This window comes from Pseudarthrobacter sp. NPDC092424, from assembly GCF_044754925.1.
GTDB lineage: Bacteria > Actinomycetota > Actinomycetes > Actinomycetales > Micrococcaceae > Arthrobacter.
Map to the genome: position 1 here is coordinate 119,041 of NZ_JBIVQC010000007.1, position 17,604 is coordinate 136,644.

Annotated in this window: 17 protein-coding genes and 1 tRNA gene; 8 read left to right on the forward strand and 10 right to left on the reverse strand. The window is 67.2% G+C overall.

Features of this window, described 5'->3' with window-relative positions; all coding sequences use genetic code 11:
- Window positions 1-34: 34 nt before the first annotated feature.
- From mnhG to ACIQCN_RS11770, 6 genes are read right to left on the reverse strand one after another with little or no spacing between them, the layout of a single operon-like run.
- A complete protein-coding gene (mnhG, locus tag ACIQCN_RS11745) occupies window positions 35-454 on the reverse strand; it encodes a monovalent cation/H(+) antiporter subunit G (protein WP_377214097.1) in 420 nt (139 codons plus the stop codon).
- Window positions 444-722 (reverse strand): monovalent cation/H+ antiporter complex subunit F, encoded by a 279-nt coding sequence (locus ACIQCN_RS11750; protein WP_400611093.1) that lies wholly within the window; start codon window positions 720-722, stop codon window positions 444-446. Before ACIQCN_RS11750 ends, mnhG begins: the two co-directional genes overlap by 11 nt.
- The gene (locus tag ACIQCN_RS11755) at window positions 719-1,264 is read right to left on the reverse strand and encodes a Na+/H+ antiporter subunit E (RefSeq protein ID WP_400605368.1); all 546 of its coding nucleotides are present in this window, start codon (window positions 1,262-1,264) and stop codon (window positions 719-721) included. Before ACIQCN_RS11755 ends, ACIQCN_RS11750 begins: the two co-directional genes overlap by 4 nt.
- Entirely contained in the window at window positions 1,261-2,883 is a 1,623-nt protein-coding gene (locus ACIQCN_RS11760) for a Na+/H+ antiporter subunit D (protein WP_400611095.1), read from the reverse strand. Before ACIQCN_RS11760 ends, ACIQCN_RS11755 begins: the two co-directional genes overlap by 4 nt.
- Window positions 2,880-3,428: a Na(+)/H(+) antiporter subunit C gene (locus ACIQCN_RS11765; protein ID WP_400611097.1), complete on the reverse strand. Its 549-nt coding sequence runs from the start codon at window positions 3,426-3,428 to the stop codon at window positions 2,880-2,882. Before ACIQCN_RS11765 ends, ACIQCN_RS11760 begins: the two co-directional genes overlap by 4 nt.
- The gene (locus ACIQCN_RS11770; RefSeq protein WP_400611099.1) at window positions 3,425-6,439 is read right to left on the reverse strand and encodes a Na+/H+ antiporter subunit A; all 3,015 of its coding nucleotides are present in this window, start codon (window positions 6,437-6,439) and stop codon (window positions 3,425-3,427) included. The genes ACIQCN_RS11765 and ACIQCN_RS11770 overlap by 4 nt, the downstream gene beginning before the upstream one ends.
- A 139-nt stretch (window positions 6,440-6,578) precedes the next feature.
- Between ACIQCN_RS11770 and ACIQCN_RS11775 the strand changes: the two genes are divergently transcribed.
- Genes ACIQCN_RS11775 through ACIQCN_RS11785 form a run of 3 tightly spaced genes read left to right on the forward strand, consistent with a single transcriptional unit; the run spans window position 6,579 to window position 9,680 of the window.
- On the forward strand, window positions 6,579-7,982 hold the full coding sequence (locus ACIQCN_RS11775; protein WP_400611141.1) for an MFS transporter: 1,404 nt from the start codon (window positions 6,579-6,581) through the stop codon (window positions 7,980-7,982).
- A gap of 28 nt (window positions 7,983-8,010) precedes the next feature.
- Entirely contained in the window at window positions 8,011-8,493 is a 483-nt protein-coding gene (locus tag ACIQCN_RS11780; protein ID WP_400611100.1) for a cation:proton antiporter regulatory subunit, read from the forward strand.
- A gap of 5 nt (window positions 8,494-8,498) precedes the next feature.
- Window positions 8,499-9,680, forward strand: a complete 1,182-nt coding sequence (locus tag ACIQCN_RS11785) for a cation:proton antiporter (RefSeq protein ID WP_400605376.1) — start codon at window positions 8,499-8,501, stop codon at window positions 9,678-9,680.
- A gap of 42 nt (window positions 9,681-9,722) precedes the next feature.
- Here ACIQCN_RS11785 and dcd read toward each other — a convergent pair whose 3' ends face one another.
- Window positions 9,723-10,298, reverse strand: coding sequence for a dCTP deaminase (gene dcd, locus ACIQCN_RS11790; protein WP_400605378.1), 576 nt, complete (start codon window positions 10,296-10,298; stop codon window positions 9,723-9,725).
- A 631-nt stretch (window positions 10,299-10,929) separates the two neighbouring features.
- Between dcd and ACIQCN_RS11795 the strand changes: the two genes are divergently transcribed.
- Complete coding sequence (locus ACIQCN_RS11795; protein ID WP_400611102.1) at window positions 10,930-12,285, forward strand: CAP domain-containing protein; 1,356 nt, start codon at window positions 10,930-10,932, stop codon at window positions 12,283-12,285.
- Window positions 12,286-12,299: 14 nt separating this feature from the next.
- Here the strand turns inward: ACIQCN_RS11795 and ACIQCN_RS11800 are convergent, their stop codons facing one another.
- Window positions 12,300-12,743, reverse strand: coding sequence for an SRPBCC family protein (locus ACIQCN_RS11800; RefSeq protein WP_400605382.1), 444 nt, complete (start codon window positions 12,741-12,743; stop codon window positions 12,300-12,302).
- Window positions 12,744-12,970: 227 nt separating this feature from the next.
- Here ACIQCN_RS11800 and ACIQCN_RS11805 point away from each other — a divergent pair.
- From ACIQCN_RS11805 to ACIQCN_RS11815, 3 genes are all read left to right on the forward strand, one after another.
- A tRNA-Gly gene (locus tag ACIQCN_RS11805) sits at window positions 12,971-13,044 on the forward strand.
- A 108-nt stretch (window positions 13,045-13,152) separates the two neighbouring features.
- Entirely contained in the window at window positions 13,153-13,293 is a 141-nt protein-coding gene (locus ACIQCN_RS11810; protein WP_400605384.1) for a hypothetical protein, read from the forward strand.
- Window positions 13,290-14,444 (forward strand): N(5)-(carboxyethyl)ornithine synthase, encoded by a 1,155-nt coding sequence (locus tag ACIQCN_RS11815; RefSeq protein WP_400611104.1) that lies wholly within the window; start codon window positions 13,290-13,292, stop codon window positions 14,442-14,444. Before ACIQCN_RS11810 ends, ACIQCN_RS11815 begins: the two co-directional genes overlap by 4 nt.
- Before the next feature lie 8 nt (window positions 14,445-14,452).
- On the opposite strand, the gene ACIQCN_RS11820 is transcribed toward ACIQCN_RS11815, so the two are convergent.
- Window positions 14,453-15,820 (reverse strand): MFS transporter, encoded by a 1,368-nt coding sequence (locus tag ACIQCN_RS11820; RefSeq protein ID WP_400605387.1) that lies wholly within the window; start codon window positions 15,818-15,820, stop codon window positions 14,453-14,455.
- Window positions 15,821-15,955: 135 nt separating this feature from the next.
- Between ACIQCN_RS11820 and ACIQCN_RS11825 the strand changes: the two genes are divergently transcribed.
- On the forward strand, window positions 15,956-16,807 hold the full coding sequence (locus ACIQCN_RS11825) for a LysR substrate-binding domain-containing protein (RefSeq protein WP_400605389.1): 852 nt from the start codon (window positions 15,956-15,958) through the stop codon (window positions 16,805-16,807).
- On the opposite strand, the gene ACIQCN_RS11830 is transcribed toward ACIQCN_RS11825, so the two are convergent.
- Window positions 16,804-17,598, reverse strand: coding sequence for an IclR family transcriptional regulator C-terminal domain-containing protein (locus ACIQCN_RS11830; RefSeq protein ID WP_400605391.1), 795 nt, complete (start codon window positions 17,596-17,598; stop codon window positions 16,804-16,806). The genes ACIQCN_RS11825 and ACIQCN_RS11830 overlap by 4 nt on opposite strands.
- Between the last annotated feature and the right edge of the window lie 6 nt (window positions 17,599-17,604).

Sequence of the window (17,604 nt, forward strand, 5' to 3'; positions counted from 1 at the left end):
CCCGCTTCAACCTGCCGCCGGCAACCCGTCTCACTCATTCCTCGGGAGGCGGGTTGCCGGCGGCTTTTTGGACCACGGCTTCGAGCTCGTCCGAGGTCAGCAGTTCCCGGTGCAGGTGCTTGGTGCGATAGCCGGCCCGGCCCACCATGTGCGCGGAGACCGGCACCGTCAGTAACTGGAAGATCCAGGCCACCAGCAGCACGGGCCACACCCACCAGGTGCGCAGCTGCAGTCCGATCGCCGCCAGCAGCAGGAACAGTCCCAGCACCTGCGGCTTCGTGGCGGCGTGCATCCGGCTCAGCAGGTCCGGAAAGCGCAGCAGGCCAATGGCGGCGCCCAGCGACAGGGCAGCGCCGACCACCATGAACACCGCAGACACGGCGTCCACCCAGGCATCAACGCCGGCGACAGTCTCGCCCACCGCCCGGTAGCCCGTGAGCAGTTCAGGATTCATGCGGCTGTTCCCTTCTGTCCGCGACGAACCGGGCCACCGTCACTGAACCGACGAAGCCGATGATCGAGATGGCCACCACCAGCATCAGGTTGTTCAGGTGGCGGTTTACGGCCATATCGATGCACAGCGCCGCCCCCAGGACGGCCAGCAGCACGTCGGTGGCCAGCACCCTGTCCAGGAGCGACGGTCCCCGGGCGATCCGGAGAATGGCGCCGCCGGCGGCGAGCGCCAGGATCACGGCCGTCACGGCCAGCACGGACTGCATCATGCCGCGGCCTCCCTGCGGACAGCCTCAAGCTCGGCCGGTGTTCCCATAATCCTGATCAGCCCCGCCTCGATGGAAAGTACCTCGTTCCGCAGCCGGGCCACGTCCTGCTCAGTGCTGATGTTCAGCCCGTGCAGGTAAAGAGTGGACGTGGAGCGGTCCACCTCCACCACCAGTGAGCCCGGGATCAGCGAAATCACGTGTCCGGTGGCCGTCACCATGAGGTCCTGATGGCTTCGCAAAGTGACAGCGACGACGGCGTTCCTCACCTTGCGGCCCCGGGCCACCGCCAGGAAGAGCACCTGGGCGCTTGCGCCGGCCACCTTTCCGAGGAACGCAAAAGCGAACGGTATTGCGTACAGGATGTTGAAGCGGCCGCTCAGTTCCACAGGCGGCAGGTAGAACAGCCGGGCCACCGCCACGGCAAGCAGCGCGCCGAACAGTACGTTTCCCGGACTGAAGTCCTGCCACAGGGCACCCCAGACGATCACCAGCCATACCAGCAGCGGCAGTTCCTGGCGCAGCGAAATCCGGCGGCGGCTCATTGTCCTCCTCCAGCGGTGGTGATCTGCGGGACGGAGGTGTCCGCGCCCAGCACGGCCTGAACATAGTCCGTCCTGTCCAGCATGTCCTGGGCCGCCTGCCCGGACAGCGTGAACAGCGGACCCGCAAACACGGTCAGGGCAACCCCGAGCGCCACCAGGCCCAAGGTGGACCCCACCATGGTCCGCGGAAGCACCGTGGTGTGCGGCTGGCCGGTGGTGTTCGTGCGGCCGGCACCGGATGCCGTTCCCCCTGCCCCGGAAACCGACAGCAACACGGGATCCGGATGTTCGGCATCGGACGGCTTGCGCCAGAAGGCCCTGTTCCACACCCGCGCCACCGCCAGGAGGGTGAGCAGGCTGGTCAGCACGCCGCCCGCCACCAGCACGTAAGCAAGTGGCGTGCCCAGGGCGACCCCTGCCTGGATCAGCCCGGCCTTGCCCAGGAATCCGGAGAATGGCGGAATGCCGGCCAGGTTCATTGCGGGGATGAAGAACAGCACCGCCAGCAGCGGCGAGAGCTTGGCCAGTCCGCCCAGCCGGTCCACGGACGAACTGCCGCCGCGGCGTTCGATCAGTCCGGTCACCAGGAAGAGGCTGGTCTGGATGGTGATGTGGTGGGCCACGTAGAAGACGGCCGCACCGAGCCCGGCAGCGGAGGACATCGCCAGCCCGAACACCATGTAGCCGATGTGGCTGACCAGCGTGAAGGACAGCAGACGCTTGATGTCGCTCTGCGCCAGGGCGCCCAGGATGCCCACCAGCATGGTCAGCAGCGCTGCCACCATAAGGGGGGTGTTCAGCGAGTCGCCGGGAAACAGCAGCGTTTCGGTCCGGACCATCGCGTAGACGCCAACTTTGGTCAAGAGCCCTGCGAACACCGCGGTGACCGGCGCCGGCGCGGTGGGGTAGGAGTCGGGCAGCCAGAACGAGAGCGGGAAGACGGCCGCCTTGATCCCGAACGCCACCAGCAGCATCACGTGCAGCAGCGTTCTGGTGCCCTGGTCCAGTTCCCCCAGCTTCAGGGCCAGGTCCGCCATGTTCACCGTACCCGTGGCGCCGTAGACCATGGCGATCGCGATCAGGAACAGTATCGAGGACACCACCGATACCACCACATACGTGACCCCGGCGCGGATCCTCGGTCCGGTCCCGCCAAGCGTCATGAGCACGTAGCTCGCGGTCAGCAGGATTTCGAACCCGACGTAGAGGTTGAACAGGTCGCCGGAGAGGAACGCGTTGGAGACGCCCGCGACCAGGATCAGGTAGGTGGGGTGGAAGATCGATACGGGCGCGTCGCGGTCGCCGTCGGCCATGCCCTGCCCGGTGGCGTAGACCAGCACCGCGAGGCTCACCGCGGAGGACACCACCAGCATCAGAGAGGAGAACTGGTCCACCACCAGCACAATCCCCCACGGCGGCAGCCACCCTCCGATCGTCACCGCTGCCGTCCCGCCGTTCCACACCGAGGCCAGCAGGAGGCATTCGAGCAGCAGCGTCAGGGACAACAGCACAATGCTCACGCTCCGCTGCGCGCGCGTGTGCCGGATCAGCAGGAACGTGAGGGCCGCTCCCAGGACGGGAAGGACGACGGCGAGCGGGGCCAGGGAAGCGACGTTCACTGTTCGGTCCCTTCAGTGGGCCGGGCCGCTTTGGGCGCGCGGGATCCCTCGGCCGGCGCCACATTCAGTGACCCTGGAGTCTCCTCCGATACCGCACCGTCCACCGGCATTTCCCGTCCGCCCGTCACCAGCACAGGGAACTCGGATGTCTCGGCCGGAATCTCGGCGTCGTCCTCCGCATCGAAACTCGGGGTCTCCGCCACGCGGAGGTCTTCCACGTCGTCCTGGATCTCGTCCTGCCGCGCCAGGACCCAGGTGCGGTAGATGATGCCCAGCATAAACGCGGTCACGGCGAACGAGATGACGATCGAGGTGAGGATCAGGGCCTGCGGGAGGGGGTCGCTGTAGTCCCCGGGGGCTGCGTCCCCGGAGTACAGCGGCGCCAGCCCGGCATAACCGCCGGTGGCAAGGATCAGCAGGTTGGTGGCGTTGGCCAGCAGCATCAGGCCCAGGAGCACCCGCGTGAGGCTGCGCTCCAGGATCAGGTAGATGCCGCAGGCGAACAGGGCGCCCATGACCAGCAGCAGGGTCAGGTTGACGCTCATGCTTTGCCCTTCACAGTGGTTTCGGCCGGAACCCCGTCCGGTTCCTGGCCGCTGGCAGGTTCCGCGGACCGTTCCTCGAAGTGCTCGTCAATTTCGGCGCCCAGGCTGCGCAGCACGTCCAGGGCCAGCCCCACCACCACGATGTACACGCCGGTGTCGAAGATGGTGGAGGTGACGAACTTGATGTCCCCGAACACGGGCAGCCAGAGCTCGATGATGGCCGTCTGGAACACCTGCCCGCCCAGGAGCAGCGGCACAGCGCCGGAGGCGGCCGCTACGGCCAGGCCGATGCCCAGCAGCGCGCCGGCACTTACGGGCGTGGCCTCACGCAGTTCGAACCTGCCGCCGGCCAGGTAGCGGATCGCCAGGGCCAGTCCGGCGGTGAGGCCGCCTGCGAAGCCGCCGCCCGGAAGGTTGTGGCCGGCCAGGAGCAGGTACAGCGAGAAGATAATGAGCGAGTGGAAGATCAGCCGCGTCACCACCTCGAAGATGATGGAACGCCGTTCCGGGGCCAGCGTCCGGCCGGCCACGATCCAGGGGTCGCGCGTGGCGGCTGCGAACTTGCGGCTGAGCGCCAGTGCGGCCCCGTCCCGGGAGCCCGGATCCACGCCGGTGTGCCGGCCCACGGTGCCTTCGGCCACGGTGCTGGAGGACTTGAGGCTGTCGCCGCGCCCGCGGATGAAAATCAGGCTGGCCACGCCCGTCGCGGCGAGCGCAAGGACCGTGAGTTCGCCGAAGGTGTCCCACGCCCGGATGTCCACCAGGGTTACGTTGACGATGTTCTTCCCGCCGCCGCCTTCGTAAGCCAGCCGCGGAAACTCAAGGGAGACAGGCACTGCGATCCGGGCGCCCATGGCCTGGATGGCCGCAAACACCATGGTGGCACCGAACGCCAGACCGATGATCACGCGCACCACCCGGTATTTGCCGCCCGTGCGGTCCCGCAGCTCGGCCGGCAGGCTGCGCATGGCCAGAACGAACGCGACCAGGACGATGGTTTCCACCAGCATCTGCGTGAGGGCAAGGTCCGGGGCGCCTTGCAGCGCGAACATCAGTGCAATCCCGTATCCGGCCACGGACACCATGAGCACCGCTAGGAACCGCTTGTTGGCCCGGACCGCGGCGAGCGCCGCCGCCACGATTCCGGCGCCCGCCACCAGCTGCAGCGGTGAATGCGGATCCACCAGGTAGATCCCTTCCGGCAGCGGCCTGCGGGCCAACAGCAGCGCAGCCAGCGGGAGGGCGAACGCCGCGGTGAGAATGACGGCCAGGTAGTAGTACAGCGAACCCCGCTGCGTCCGGCCGGTCACCCACACCGCCACGTCATCCAGGGCACCGATAGTCAGCTGGTAGGCGCGGTCCGAGTCAACCCAGGCCGGCACCCGCGCCTGCAGCCGCTCCACCGCCGCCCGGGCAGCATAGAGGGCCAGACCCAGCGAGAAAGCGAGCGCCGTCAGTCCCAGGGCGGGGGACAAACCGTGCCACAGCGCAAGGTGGCCTGCCTGCTCGGCGGGACTTCCGGCGTCGGGCGCTGCTGAGGCGAGTTGGGCTGCGTAGGGCTGGATCCACCCGTCCACGGGGGCCGGCCACATGCCGTAGGCGATGGTCAGGAGGCTGAGCAGGCCGGGCGCGGCAAGGAACGACGGCTTGATGGACTTGAACGGGGTGCGCGGCACGCCCGGTTTGGTGCCGAACGCGCCCCACATGAACCGCGCGCTGTATGCGAAGGTGAGCACGGAGCCCAGGACCATCCCGGCCAGCATCACCATCCCCCACGGACCCGTGGCCGGGTCCTCGGCGTGGTGCACGAAGGCTTCCAGGACTGACTCCTTGGCCACGAAGCCCGCCAGCAGCGGCACCCCGGCCATGGAGGCGGCGCTGATCCCCGCCACGATCCCGAGCGCCCGGGACGAGCTGAACACGCCGGACAGCTTGCGGACGTCGCGGGTGCCCGACTGGTGGTCGATGATCCCCACCACCAGGAACAGCGCCGCCTTGAACAGGCCGTGCGCCAGCAGCATCGCCAGGCCGGCCAGGGCCGCATCAGGGGTGCCCAGCCCGACCGCCACGGTGAGGAAGCCGAGCTGGCTGACCGTGCCGTGGGCCAGGATGAGCTTGATGTCCGTCTGCCGCAGGGCCCGGTAGCCGCCCACCAGCATGGTGGCCAGGCCCAGGCCCAGCACCACCGGCTGCCAGTACGGCACCTCCGCGAATCCGGGCGCCAGCCGCGCCACCAGGTAGATCCCGGCCTTCACCATCGCGGCCGCGTGCAGGTACGCGCTCACCGGGGTGGGGGCCGCCATGGCGCCGGGCAGCCAGAAATGGAAGGGGACCAGCGCGGACTTGGTGATGGCGCCGACCAGGATGAGTACGACGGCGGCGCCCGCCATCGCGCCCGACGGCCCACCCAGCAGCGGGGGCGCCTGCGCCACAATCGCCGAGAGCCGGTAGGTCCCCGCCGCATGGCCCAGCATGACCAGTCCCACGAGCATCGCCAGGCCGCCGGCGGTGGTGACCATGAGTGCCTGCAGCGCCGACCGGCGCGCGGCCAGCCGGGTGCGGGCGAACCCGATGAGCAGGTAGGACAGGATGGTGGTCAGTTCCCAGAAGACGAACAGCAGCAGGAGGTCGTCTGCCACCACCAGGCCGAACATGGCGCCGGCAAACGCCAGCAGCTGCGCGCCGAACGCGCCCAGATCCTGGTCCTTCCGCTTAAAGTAGCGGGCGCAGTACACCAGCACCAGCGCACCCACGCCCAGCACCAGGAGCGACATCACCCAGGCCAGCGCGTCCATCCGGAACGCCAGGTCCACGCTGAGTCCGGGAATCCAGGGATGCACCTCGGCCACCGCGCCGGCTCCGGAGTAGACCGGGGCGTGCTGCAGGATGAGCCAGCCGAAGGACCCGGCAGGCACCGCGGCAAGCGCGTAGAACGCATTCCGGCCCCACTTCCTGAACAGGAACGGAGCCAGCACAGCCACCGAAAAGTGCACGGCAAGGACTGTGATCACTGGAATCTCCGCAACGTCAGGAATTCGATTATCAAAAGTTGGAGCAGGCGGGCCAAAAGTAAGGTTCAAAAGAGCGGCCAGTTTATCAAGCCGGACACGGCGCGACGGATACGATGCACCTATGAACAGCGCCACACCCATGGACAGCGCAGGCGCTCCCGGCCCCGCCCGGCCAGCGTCGGAACCCGCGCCGGGGACCCGGGCCCCCGGAAAGGGGCAGGTCCTCGCCTGGGCAGCCTGGGACTGGGGCTCGGCCGCCTTCAACGCCGTGATGACCACTTTCGTGTTCACCGTTTACCTCACCTCCGAGCCGTTCGGCGGTGAAGACCAGGCGTCCGCCGTCCTGGGTGCGGCCTTGGCACTGGCCGGCCTGGCGATCGCCCTCCTGGCACCTGTCACGGGTCAGCGTTCGGATGCCGGCGGCCGCCGGAAGCTGTGGCTGGGAGTCAATACAGCCGCCGTCGCCATCCTGACGGCGCTGTGCTTCTTCGTGTTCCCCCGCCCCGAATTCCTGCTCCTGGGCGTCACCCTCATAGCCCTGGGAAATGTCTTCTTCGAATTCGCCGGCGTCAACTACAACGCCATGCTCACGCAGATTTCCACGCCGCGGAATATCGGAAAAGTCAGCGGCCTGGGCTGGGGCGCGGGATACCTGGGCGGGATCGTGGCGCTGCTGGTGGTGCTCCAGCTCTTCGTCCAACCCAGGTTCGAGTGGTTCGGCGCCTCCACGGCGGACAGCCTGAACATTCGCCTGGTGGCCGTTTTCTCGGCGCTCTGGTTCTTCATCTTCGCCCTGCCGGTCCTGTTCGCCGTGCCGGAACTGCCCCGTGCGGTACAGGCCAAACGGCTGGGGATCATGGCCAGTTACGCGCTGCTGGTCCGGCGGATCAAGGCCATCTACGCCACCAGCCCGCACACCATCTACTTCCTCCTCGCCAGCGCCGTATTCCGGGACGGCCTGGCCGCCGTCTTCACCTTCGGCGGGGTGATTGCGGCCGGCACATTCGGGTTCGAGCTGTCCCAGGTCATCTTCTTCGCCATCTTCGGTAACGTGGTGGCCGCGGTGGGGGCGTTCATCGGCGGCTTCCTTGATGACAGGGCGGGGCCCAAAGCCGTCATTACCGGTTCATTGGTGGGTCTGCTGCTTGCCGGGACCGTAATCCTCATCCTGGGCAATGGTGATTACGTGTTCTTCGGGCAGGAGTGGGCCGGCAGCACCACCTTCTGGGTGTTCGGGCTGTTCCTGTGCCTCTTCGTGGGCCCGGCGCAGTCATCCTCCCGCGCCTACCTGGCCCGGCTCGCCCCGCACGGCGAGTCCGGCGAACTGTTCGGCCTCTACGCCACCACCGGCCGCGCTGTCAGCTTCCTTGCCCCGGCGCTCTTTACGCTCAGCATCACCGTGGCCACCCCGCTGGTGGCTCCCGGGGAAGCACAGCGCTGGGGGATCCTGGGGATCATGCTGGTCCTCCTCGCCGGTCTGCTGGTCCTGCTCCCGGTGAAGTCCCCCGACAAGGCACCCATCGCGGTGGTTCCGGCCGCGTGAAACGCGCAGGGAAGACTAGGCTGGAACCATGAACGTGGATGAGACTGACCTTCCCGGCCTGGGGCGCCGGAAGGATTTCATGACGGCGTCCGGGCGCCGGATCGGCGTGGTGGAGCTGCGGGAAGGCCAGACTGAACTCATCGTTTCCGCCTGGGACGACCCCGACACCTGCCTGGCCTCGATTCCGCTCACCGGAGACGAAGCCGCCACCCTGGGCAACCTGCTGGGCGGCCGGCACTTGACCATGAAGCTGACCGAGGAACACAAGGATGTGCCCGGCATCGTCACCCGGCAGTTTTCCATCGCCCCCGATTCCCCCTTCCATGACCAGCCCATGGGCAATGCGGCGATCCGGACCCGCTGCGGCGTGTCCATCGTTGCGATCATGCGCGAAGGCGAGGTGCTCCCCTCGCCGGGACCCGACGTCGTCCTCCGCCCGGGCGACCTCCTGGTAGCCGTTGGAACCCAGGAAGGCCTGGACGAGGCGGCAACTATCCTCCGCCACGGCTGACTGTCATGGATCCGCTCGCCCTGGCCCTCATCGAACTGGGGGCCGTTGTGTTCTGCCTTGGCCTGTTGGCCAGGCTGGCCGGGCGGATCGGAATGTCACCCATCCCGCTCTACCTTCTGGGCGGACTGGCGTTCGGGGCCGGCGGAATCGTAAAGCTCGAGGGCATGCACGAGTTCGCCCATCTCTCCGGCGAGATCGGCGTCATCCTGCTGCTGCTCATGCTCGGGCTGGAATATACGGCTGCTGAACTGTTCACCGGCCTGCGGCGCTCCTGGCATGCAGGTGTCCTGGACCTTGTCCTGAATTTCCTTCCTGGCGCCGCCCTGGCCTACTTCCTGGGCTGGGGCGGGGTAGGGGCGATGGTGCTGGGCGGCGTCACGTACATCTCCTCCTCCGGCATCGCGGCCAAGGTGATCACAGACCTGGGGCGGATCGGTAACCGCGAAACCCCGGTGGTGCTCTCCATCCTGGTGTTCGAGGATCTTGCCATGGCCGTGTACCTGCCGTTGCTCACCACCGTGCTGGCCGGGGTCAGCTTCCTGGGCGGACTGACCAGCGTGGGCATCGCCCTGGCGGTGGTCAGCGTGGTGCTGATGGTGGCGCTGCGGCACGGGCACCACGTGTCCAAGGCGGTGCACAGCGAAAACTCGGAAGTGTTCCTGCTGAACGTCCTGGGTGCGGCGCTGCTGGTGGCCGGGCTGGCGTCCGCCATGCAGGTCTCTGCCGCGGTGGGCGCATTCATGCTCGGCATCGCCATTTCCGGCGCCACGGCGCACAACGCCACCCGCATCCTCGAACCGCTCCGCGACCTCTTCGCCGCAATCTTCTTCGTGGCGTTCGGCCTTAACACCGACCCTGCCACCATTCCGCCGGTGCTGGGCTGGGCGCTGGTACTGGCCGTCACCACGGCCGCCACCAAAATGCTGACCGGCGTCTGGGCCGCCAAGCGCGCGGGGATCGCCCGGCCCGGCCGTTTCCGTGCGGGCGCCACGCTCATTGCCCGCGGTGAATTCTCCATCGTCATCGCGGGCCTCGCGGTGGCCTCCGGCGCGATATCCGGCGAACTTGCGGCCCTTGCGACAGCCTATGTATTGCTGATGGCGGTTCTGGGACCACTCGCAGCGCGCTACGTTGAGCCGCTGCTCAAAGCCGCTACCCGGCGGCGGGCGGCAGCAGCGCCGGCCTAGGGGTTAGCCCCGGCTGCGCAGGCCGGTTGCCGAAGTGCCCGCTCAGATGCCCGTGCGGTGGAAGTTCAGGTGGCTGCGGCTCGCGGTGGGGCCGCGCTGGCCCTGGTACCGGTTCCCGTACTCGCCCTGGCCATAGGGGAATTCGGCGGCTGAGGTCAGCCGGAAGAAGCAGAGCTGGCCGATCTTCATACCGGGCCACAGCTTGATGGGCAACGTAGCCATGTTGGACAGTTCCAGGGTTACGTGGCCGGAGAACCCGGGGTCGATGAACCCGGCGGTGGAGTGCGTCAGCAGGCCGAGGCGGCCCAGCGACGACTTGCCCTCCAGGCGGGCGGCGATGTCGTCCGGGAGCGTCACGGTCTCATAGGTGGAGCCCAGGACGAACTCGCCCGGGTGCAGGATGAACGCCTCGTCCTCCTCCACCTCCACCAGGCGGGTCAGCTCGGGCTGCTCCTGCGCGGGGTCGATGTGCGCGTACTTGTGGTTATCGAAAAGGCGGAAGAACTTGTCGATCCGCACGTCCACGGAGGACGGCTGCACCATCGCGGCATCGTACGGTTCAAGCACAATCCGGCGGGAGTCAATTTCGGCACGAATGTCGCGGTCAGAGATCAGCACTGTCCCAAATTACCGTATGGGTTATCCACACCGCATCGCGCACCCGTTGTTGCCGTCAACAGGTGGGGCTAATGTTGCGTGTGAACATTCAGGCGCCGGATGGTCTCCCGGATGGCCCGACTGAGCTGGGGATCTTGTGAAAAAATGGCTGGCAAACGCCGTGATCGGTACCTTATGTACCGTCGCGCTGGTTTCGTCCCCTGCGGGCGCGCCGCCCGGATCCCCCCAGACCGGACCATCGGCGGGGTCAGCACTGTCGGCCGCCGCGCAGCCGGAGAGTGCCCTGCCGGACGATAGTCCTCCCGTACCGGCGGAGAAGGACGCGGAGCCCCAGCAGGCCAGGGATTCTCTCCGGGAACGGCCGCGGCTTGCCGGCTCCCATGGAGCCGACGACGCCGGCAGCGCGGCTTCCACGCCTCAGGCCCCCGGCTCTTCGGACGGGTTTGCCGAGGCACCCGCCGCCGGAAAGGAAGAGGCACCTGCCGCGGGCACCACCCATGGTCCGGATCCAGCACCTGCCAGCCCCGTGCCGCCGGCCGCCCCTGCGCCTTCACCGTCCGCCCCTGCGGACCCACCCGCAACCGGAACACCGCCTGCGGAAACAAAGCCCTCCCCCAACTGGATCCCGGCGTTGTGGGCCACCGACCGTCAATTGGCCAACTCGATGGTCGGAGCGGCAGCGGCGCCGCCCGAACCGGAAGAACCACTGCCGTCCACCCAGGCGCTGGTCAAGGACAGCAACGCGGCCGACATCCTCAAACTCTTCAACCTCATCAATGAGTACCGCGTGTCCAAGAGCCTGGCGCCGCTGAAGTACCACGCCACCGTGGCCGGCATGGCGCAGGAGTGGTCAGACAGTATCGCCAGCCGCGAAGTCATCGAACACCGGGCAAATTTCTGGCTCGACCCGCGCGCGCTAAGCCCGGACAAGGGCGCCGGGGAAGTCATCTCCATCAACACGATCCGTGACCCCGCCCTCCTGGTGAACTGGTGGAAGGGCTCCCCGGGCCACAACGCCCTGCTGCTGGACCCGCGGTTTAACGTTATGGGCGCGGGCATCACGTACACGGACAGCACCTACAAGATCTGGGGTGTGGTCAACTTCTTCGGCTACAGCACCCTCCCGGCCGGAACCACCACGGCTCCCGGCGGCTCCACCACAGACCCCGGCGGCGCCTTCCCCGCTCCCCCGCCCAGCCTGTGCGACCCCACTGCCAAGCACATGCCGCCCACGCTGGACCTTTCCGCCGCCTCGATCAACAGCGCAGCGGACATCGTCACCGTAAATGCTTCCGGGCAACTGCTGAACCGTCCTTCCACGGGCGCAGGGACGTACGGCGCGGCCAAGGCCATCGGATCAGGGTTCGGCGGTGCCAAGGAAGTCTTCACTACTGACTGGGACCGCGACGGCGCCTACGACCTCCTGACCCAGTGGAACAGCACCGGCAACCTGACCCTGCACCGCGGACTTGCCGGCGGCGGGTTCCAGTCTCCGCTCACCCTGGGCAACGGCGGATGGGACAGCCTCAAGCTGGCAGTCGGCGGTTGGTGTGCCAACAATCGGATGCCCCAGATCCTGGCCCTGGATACCGCAGGGAACCTCTACCTCTATCCCAACCGGGGCGTTGCGGACCTGGCAACCCGGGTTCTGGTGACGTCCGGCGTGACCGCGGCCCGCATCACGATGGTCGACTACAACGCCGACGGCTTCCAGGATGTCCTGGCCCTGCGGACTGACGGCGCGGTGGTCCTGTACCGCGGCATCGGCACCACCGTCCTGCCCGCGGAAGTCCGCGCCACCGTGGCCACCGGCTGGCAGGACGTTACCAGCGTGCGGCCGCTCCGGGATGTGACCGCCCTGAACTCAACGGGGCTGGCGCTGCGACGGGGAACTGATGTCCTGCAGTACTGGGACCTTACCAGCGGCAAGCTCGCGTCGCCGTCGTCCATTGCCGGGTCCTGGTCAGGCCAGAGGCTCGCGCAGTAGGGCTGCCGCGCCGGTCAGCTGGCGAGCTGGAGCTCCATGACACCCTTGAGCCGCTCAAGCTGGGCGACGTCCGCTTCAAGGCTGCGCTGCACCATCCGGTTGAGGAACCCGAAGGGCCCCTCGGGCCTGGCTTCGAGCGCGAACCGAACGCGCGTGCCGGCCGGCTCCGTGCTCAGATAGTAACCGCCGGACCTGCGGCCAGGTCCGGAAACCACGCGGAACTGGACCTCGGCGCCGGGGCGGGCTTCAACGAGTTCCAGGTCAGCCGGAATGCTGAGGCCGGACCGGCCGGCCACCATCTGCCGGTAGACGGCGCCCTTGGTCCCGGCGGACCCGTGCAGCAGCTTGACGCTCCGCACGCCGTCACGCCATGAGGGCAGGTTGGTGGCGTCAACGAGGTAGAGGTAGACAGACAGCGCGTCGCGCCTGATAAGGACCTCGTGCTCCGCGAATGCCATCAGATTCTTCCCGTGTCGCCGTCCGTTTGCCGTGCGGCCACATTCGCAGCGGCCGCCCGGATCAGGTTAGCCAGCGCCGCGCGGCGGGTCCTAACCAGGGCGGCGGACGTTATTGAAGAGTTACTGGATGACGCAGGAAGCAACAGGACACGGCCTCCGGAGGCAGCGGTTGGCGGGTGCTGCGCTGATCTGCGCTAAGCTAAGTCCTGCCCCGCACGCGGGGCGTCGCGGCTGTAGCTCAATGGTAGAGCGCTAGCTTCCCAAGCTTGATACGCGGGTTCGATTCCCGTCAGCCGCTCCACACTTCCCCCGGTTGCCACAATTCCCCGGTTGCCGGCCGCCTCCCATTAGGTACGGCCATGTATCGTCAGTAGTCAGGAACCTATTCGGTTCCACTACAGGAGCAACCATGGCTGACAAGTCCCCCCGTCAAGCAGCATCCAAAAAATCCGGCAAGTCCATCAAGGAAAAGCGCGCAGATAAGCGCGCAGCCGCAGCACCGGCGAGTTCCCTGGACATCACCTCCGGCAAGGCCGCCAAAAAGAAGTGACCGGCCTACAGAGCCAACTAACCCTCGGCGTCCTGGCGTCCACACGTAAACCGGACGAACGCCGCCTTCCCATCCATCCGCTGCATTTTGAGCGCGTCTCCCCCGAAGTCCGGCGCCGTATCATCCTCGAGCAGGGCTACGGCGAGCGTTTCGGCGTCTCCGATGCCCACCTCTCCACCCTTGTGGGCAGGATGGCGGGCCGGGAAGCGCTGCTGGCGGAGGCCGACGTCGTGCTTCTGCCAAAACCCCAGCCTGAGGACCTGGCTGACCTGCGGGACGGCCAGGTCCTGTGGGGCTGGCCGCATTGCGTCCAGGACCGTGCCATCACCCAGCTTGCGGTAGACAAGAAGCTGACCCTGATCGCCTTTGAGGCCATGAACCACTGGGCCAGCGACGGCGGCTTCGGGCTGCACGTGTTCCACAAGAACAACGAACTGGCCGGCTATTGCTCGGTACTGCATGCCCTCGCCCTGGCCGGATCGACGGGCGATTACGGGCGGCGGCTAAGCGCCGTCGTCATCGGCTTTGGTGCCACCGCCCGCGGTGCCGTGACAGCGCTGAACGCCCACGGCATTCACGACGTACAGGTGCTGACCAACCGGGAAGTGGCCGCTGTGGGCGCCCCGATCCACTCGGTCAACATCGTCCAGTTTGACCACGACCCCGAAGCCCCCTTCCTGAGCCAGGTCATCACCGAGCGTGGCAGGGTTCCCCTGGCACCGTTCCTGGCTGAGAGCGACATTGTGGTCAACTGCACGCTGCAGGACCCGAACAATCCGCTGACGTACCTTCGGACAGCTGACCTGGACGCTTTCAGCCCGGGCAGCCTGATCGTTGATGTTTCCTGCGACGAGGGCATGGGCTTTAGCTGGGCCCGCTGCACCACCTTCGCCGAGCCCATGTTCACGGTGGGGAACCACATTGGCTACTACGCCGTGGACCACAGCCCGTCCTACCTCTGGAATTCGTCCACGTGGGAGATCAGCCTGGCGCTGCTGCCGTTCCTGGAGACGGTCATCGGCGGCCCTGCGGCCTGGGAAGGCAACGACACCATCTCCCGGGCCATCGAAATCCACGACGGCGTCATCCGCAACAAGGACGTGCTCGAGTTCCAGGGGCGCGCCGCGGAGTACCCGCACCTTCCAGCCTAAAGGCAGCGTCAGGCGGGCATCGCGCGGCTGATGATCCGCACCGGGTGGCGGCGGTCCTTCACATCCACCTTCAGGCGCAGCGAACCCTTCCTCGCAAGCACGGCGGCGACTGTCACCGCCGCGAGCGCGGGTACACCGCCGGAGACGGTCAGGGCAAGCTGCGGGCCTGCATGTTCAGCGATCCAGCCGATCATGGGCCCGCCGATAGCCTGTCCGCCCATCAGCACCATGATGTATAGGCTCATGACGCGGCCGCGGATTCCCATGTTCGAGCTGACCTGGACCAGCTGGTTGGCTGCTGTCAGGAACAAGAGGCACCAGAACCCGGAGAGGACCATCGCTGCACCGAACCAGGCCAGGGACGGTGCAAGCGCAGCCAGGCACAGCATGGTGCCGTACATTCCGGCGCAGAACACAACCGACCGCAGCCGCAGCTGGCGGCGCCGGGTCGACGCGACGGCGCCGGTCAGCGCACCAAGGGCCACCAGCGCGTTGAGGAGGCCGTATCCGCCGGCTCCGATGTTGAAAACATGGTCCGCGAAGGCGGCAAGCAGCACCGGCAGGCCCAATGCGAAGACGGCGACGAAACCTGCCATCAGCCAGGGCCAGAAGATGGTCGGCTTGCCCAGCGCATAGCGCAGTCCGGCACGGAGCATGCCCTTGCTTCCGGGCACGGGTGGACTGACGAACAACTGGTCGCGGCGCAGGACCAGCAGCGCCACCACCGTGGAACAGCAGGCCGCGGCGTTGGCCACGAAGGCCCAGCCGGCCCCTACGGCAGTCAGGAGCAGCCCGGCCAGGGCCGGGCCGATGAGCCCGCCCAGCTGGAAGGTGGTCGAGTTGACGCTGATGGCGTTGCGCAGATACGCCGGCCCCACCAGTTCATGGACGAACACCTGGCGGGCAGGCTGGTCCAGCACCGTGACCAGGCCAAGAACCAGAGCTATCCCGTAGACGTGCCACACCTCGATGGCACCGCTGAGGGCCAGCACCGCGAGGGCCGCTGCCAGGACGGCAGCCATCCCTTGGCAAAGAATCAGCACCTTCAGCTTCGCGAACCGGTCAGCCACCATCCCGCCCCACGGCCCCAGCAGCAGGGACGGCAGGAACTGCAGTGCAACAGTGATGCCCACCGCGGTCACGGAACCGGACAGCTGCAGCACCAGCCAGTCCTGTGCAATGCGCTGCATCCACAGGGCAATGACGGCCACGAAATGGCCGATGGCAAAGATGCGGAAGTTGGGGACCTTCAGCGAGATGAAGGTATGGCGCCAGGGAAGGTGCTGGGGTACGACGGCGACGGGCTGGGTTTGGTGGAGCGCGGGGTCGGTGACGGGCTGGCTGACGGTGGCCGGTGATGGCGCAGGGGATGCCACAGGAAGGTCCTCACAAACGGGCGGTCGGGATGTGCTTAACGCTAGGGTGGGTGCACGCGATTATGGAGGGGCATCGCCCCTATAACTCCCATTGCAGAACGTAATGAGTAAGTTTCCCGCACCGGAGGTCCCGCAGTGTTCGACCCAGCCCAGCTCCGTTCGTTCCTGGCCGTGGCGGAAACCCAAAGCTTCACCAAGGCGGCCGAACGCCTGGGACTTGCCCAGCCCACCATCAGCCAGCACGTCCGCAAGCTCGAAGCCGCCGCCAGGCGCGGGCTGATCGCCAGGGACACGCGTGAAGTTAGGCTGACGGACAACGGAGACGCGATGGCAGGATTCGCGCGCACCATCCTCTCGGCGCACGATGCTGCAGCGCGCTACTTCTCCGGCTCTGCCATGCGTGGCCGGCTGCGCTTTGGGACGGCCGACGACCTTGCCATCACCGGCCTCCCGCGCATCCTGCGCGAGTTCCGCCAGGTCTATCCGCAGATCAACCTGGAGCTCACGGTGGGCCAAAGCGACCAGCTATACCGCCGGCTCAACGCAGGCCAGCTCGATCTGGTCTTCGTCAAGTGGGTCGCGGGCGCCAAGGAGGGCACGCCGGTACAGCACGACTCGTTCGCGTGGGTGGGGCTGGAACAGACCAACCTTGAACCGGGGCATCCGGTGCCGCTGATCTCCTACCCGGCGCCGAGCCTGAGCCGGAAGCTGGCTATCGACGCGCTGGAGGCCCATGGCCGGACGTGGCGCATCACTTGCACCACCCGGCAGATCAGCGGCGTCCTGGCCGCGGTCCGGGCCGGCATCGGGGTGGCGGTGATGCCATCGTCGCTGGTTCCGGAGGACCTGAAGATCATCACCCGACGCTTTGACCTGCCCCCGGTAGGCGACGTCGATTTCACCCTGCTCCGCAACCCGCTGGCCAACACGGAGGTGGTGGATGCGCTGACCCAGGCCATCCTGGGCCGCGCCCTGAAGCAGCCTTAACTCCTGTGCGGGCTGCGTCCGCCATAGTCGTCGCCAATATGGCGGGCCGCGTCCAGCAGCAGCGGCACGATGCTCTTTTCGATCTCCCCCGGCCCGATCCGGTGTCGTTGCAGCGACACATTCAGGGCTGCCACCACCTGGCTCCCCCGCCACACCGGCACGGCAACTCCGCGAAGGCCCTCCTCAAGCTCACCCGAAACAATGGCCCACCCGGCCTGGCGGGCGGCATCCACCGCCGTCCGGAGCTCGTCGATAGTGCTCACAGTGTGGTCCGTGAAGGGCCGCAGCTGGACGGTCTCCAGATAGGCGTCCAGCTCATGGCCGGCGAGCCCCGCCAGCAGGACCCGGCCCATTGAGGTGGCCCACGCCGGGAAGCGCGTTCCGACATTGATGGAAACACTCAGGAGCCGGGGCGCCGCCACCCGCGCAACGTAGACGACGTCATCCCGGTCCAGGATGCATAGCGACGTGGTCTCGTCAAGCTCCGCCGCCAGCGTCTTCAGATGCGGTTCGGCGATCCGCGGCAGTGTCAGGTTGGCCATGAAGGAAGCACCGATGTCGAGGGTGCGGGGCGTCAGTTCAAAGAAATTTCCCTCAGCACGCAGGTAGCCAAGGTCGGTGAGGGTGAGCAGGAAGCGCCGGGCGGCGGCGCGGCTGAGGTCTGCCCGTCCGGCCACTTGGGTAACCGTCAGCCGTGGTTCCTTGGAGGTGAAGGCGAGCAGCACCGCGAACGTCTTCTCCACGGACTTCACAAAGTGGGGAGGCGCGGGCTCTTCCTCGACGGCGCTCACGGCTGC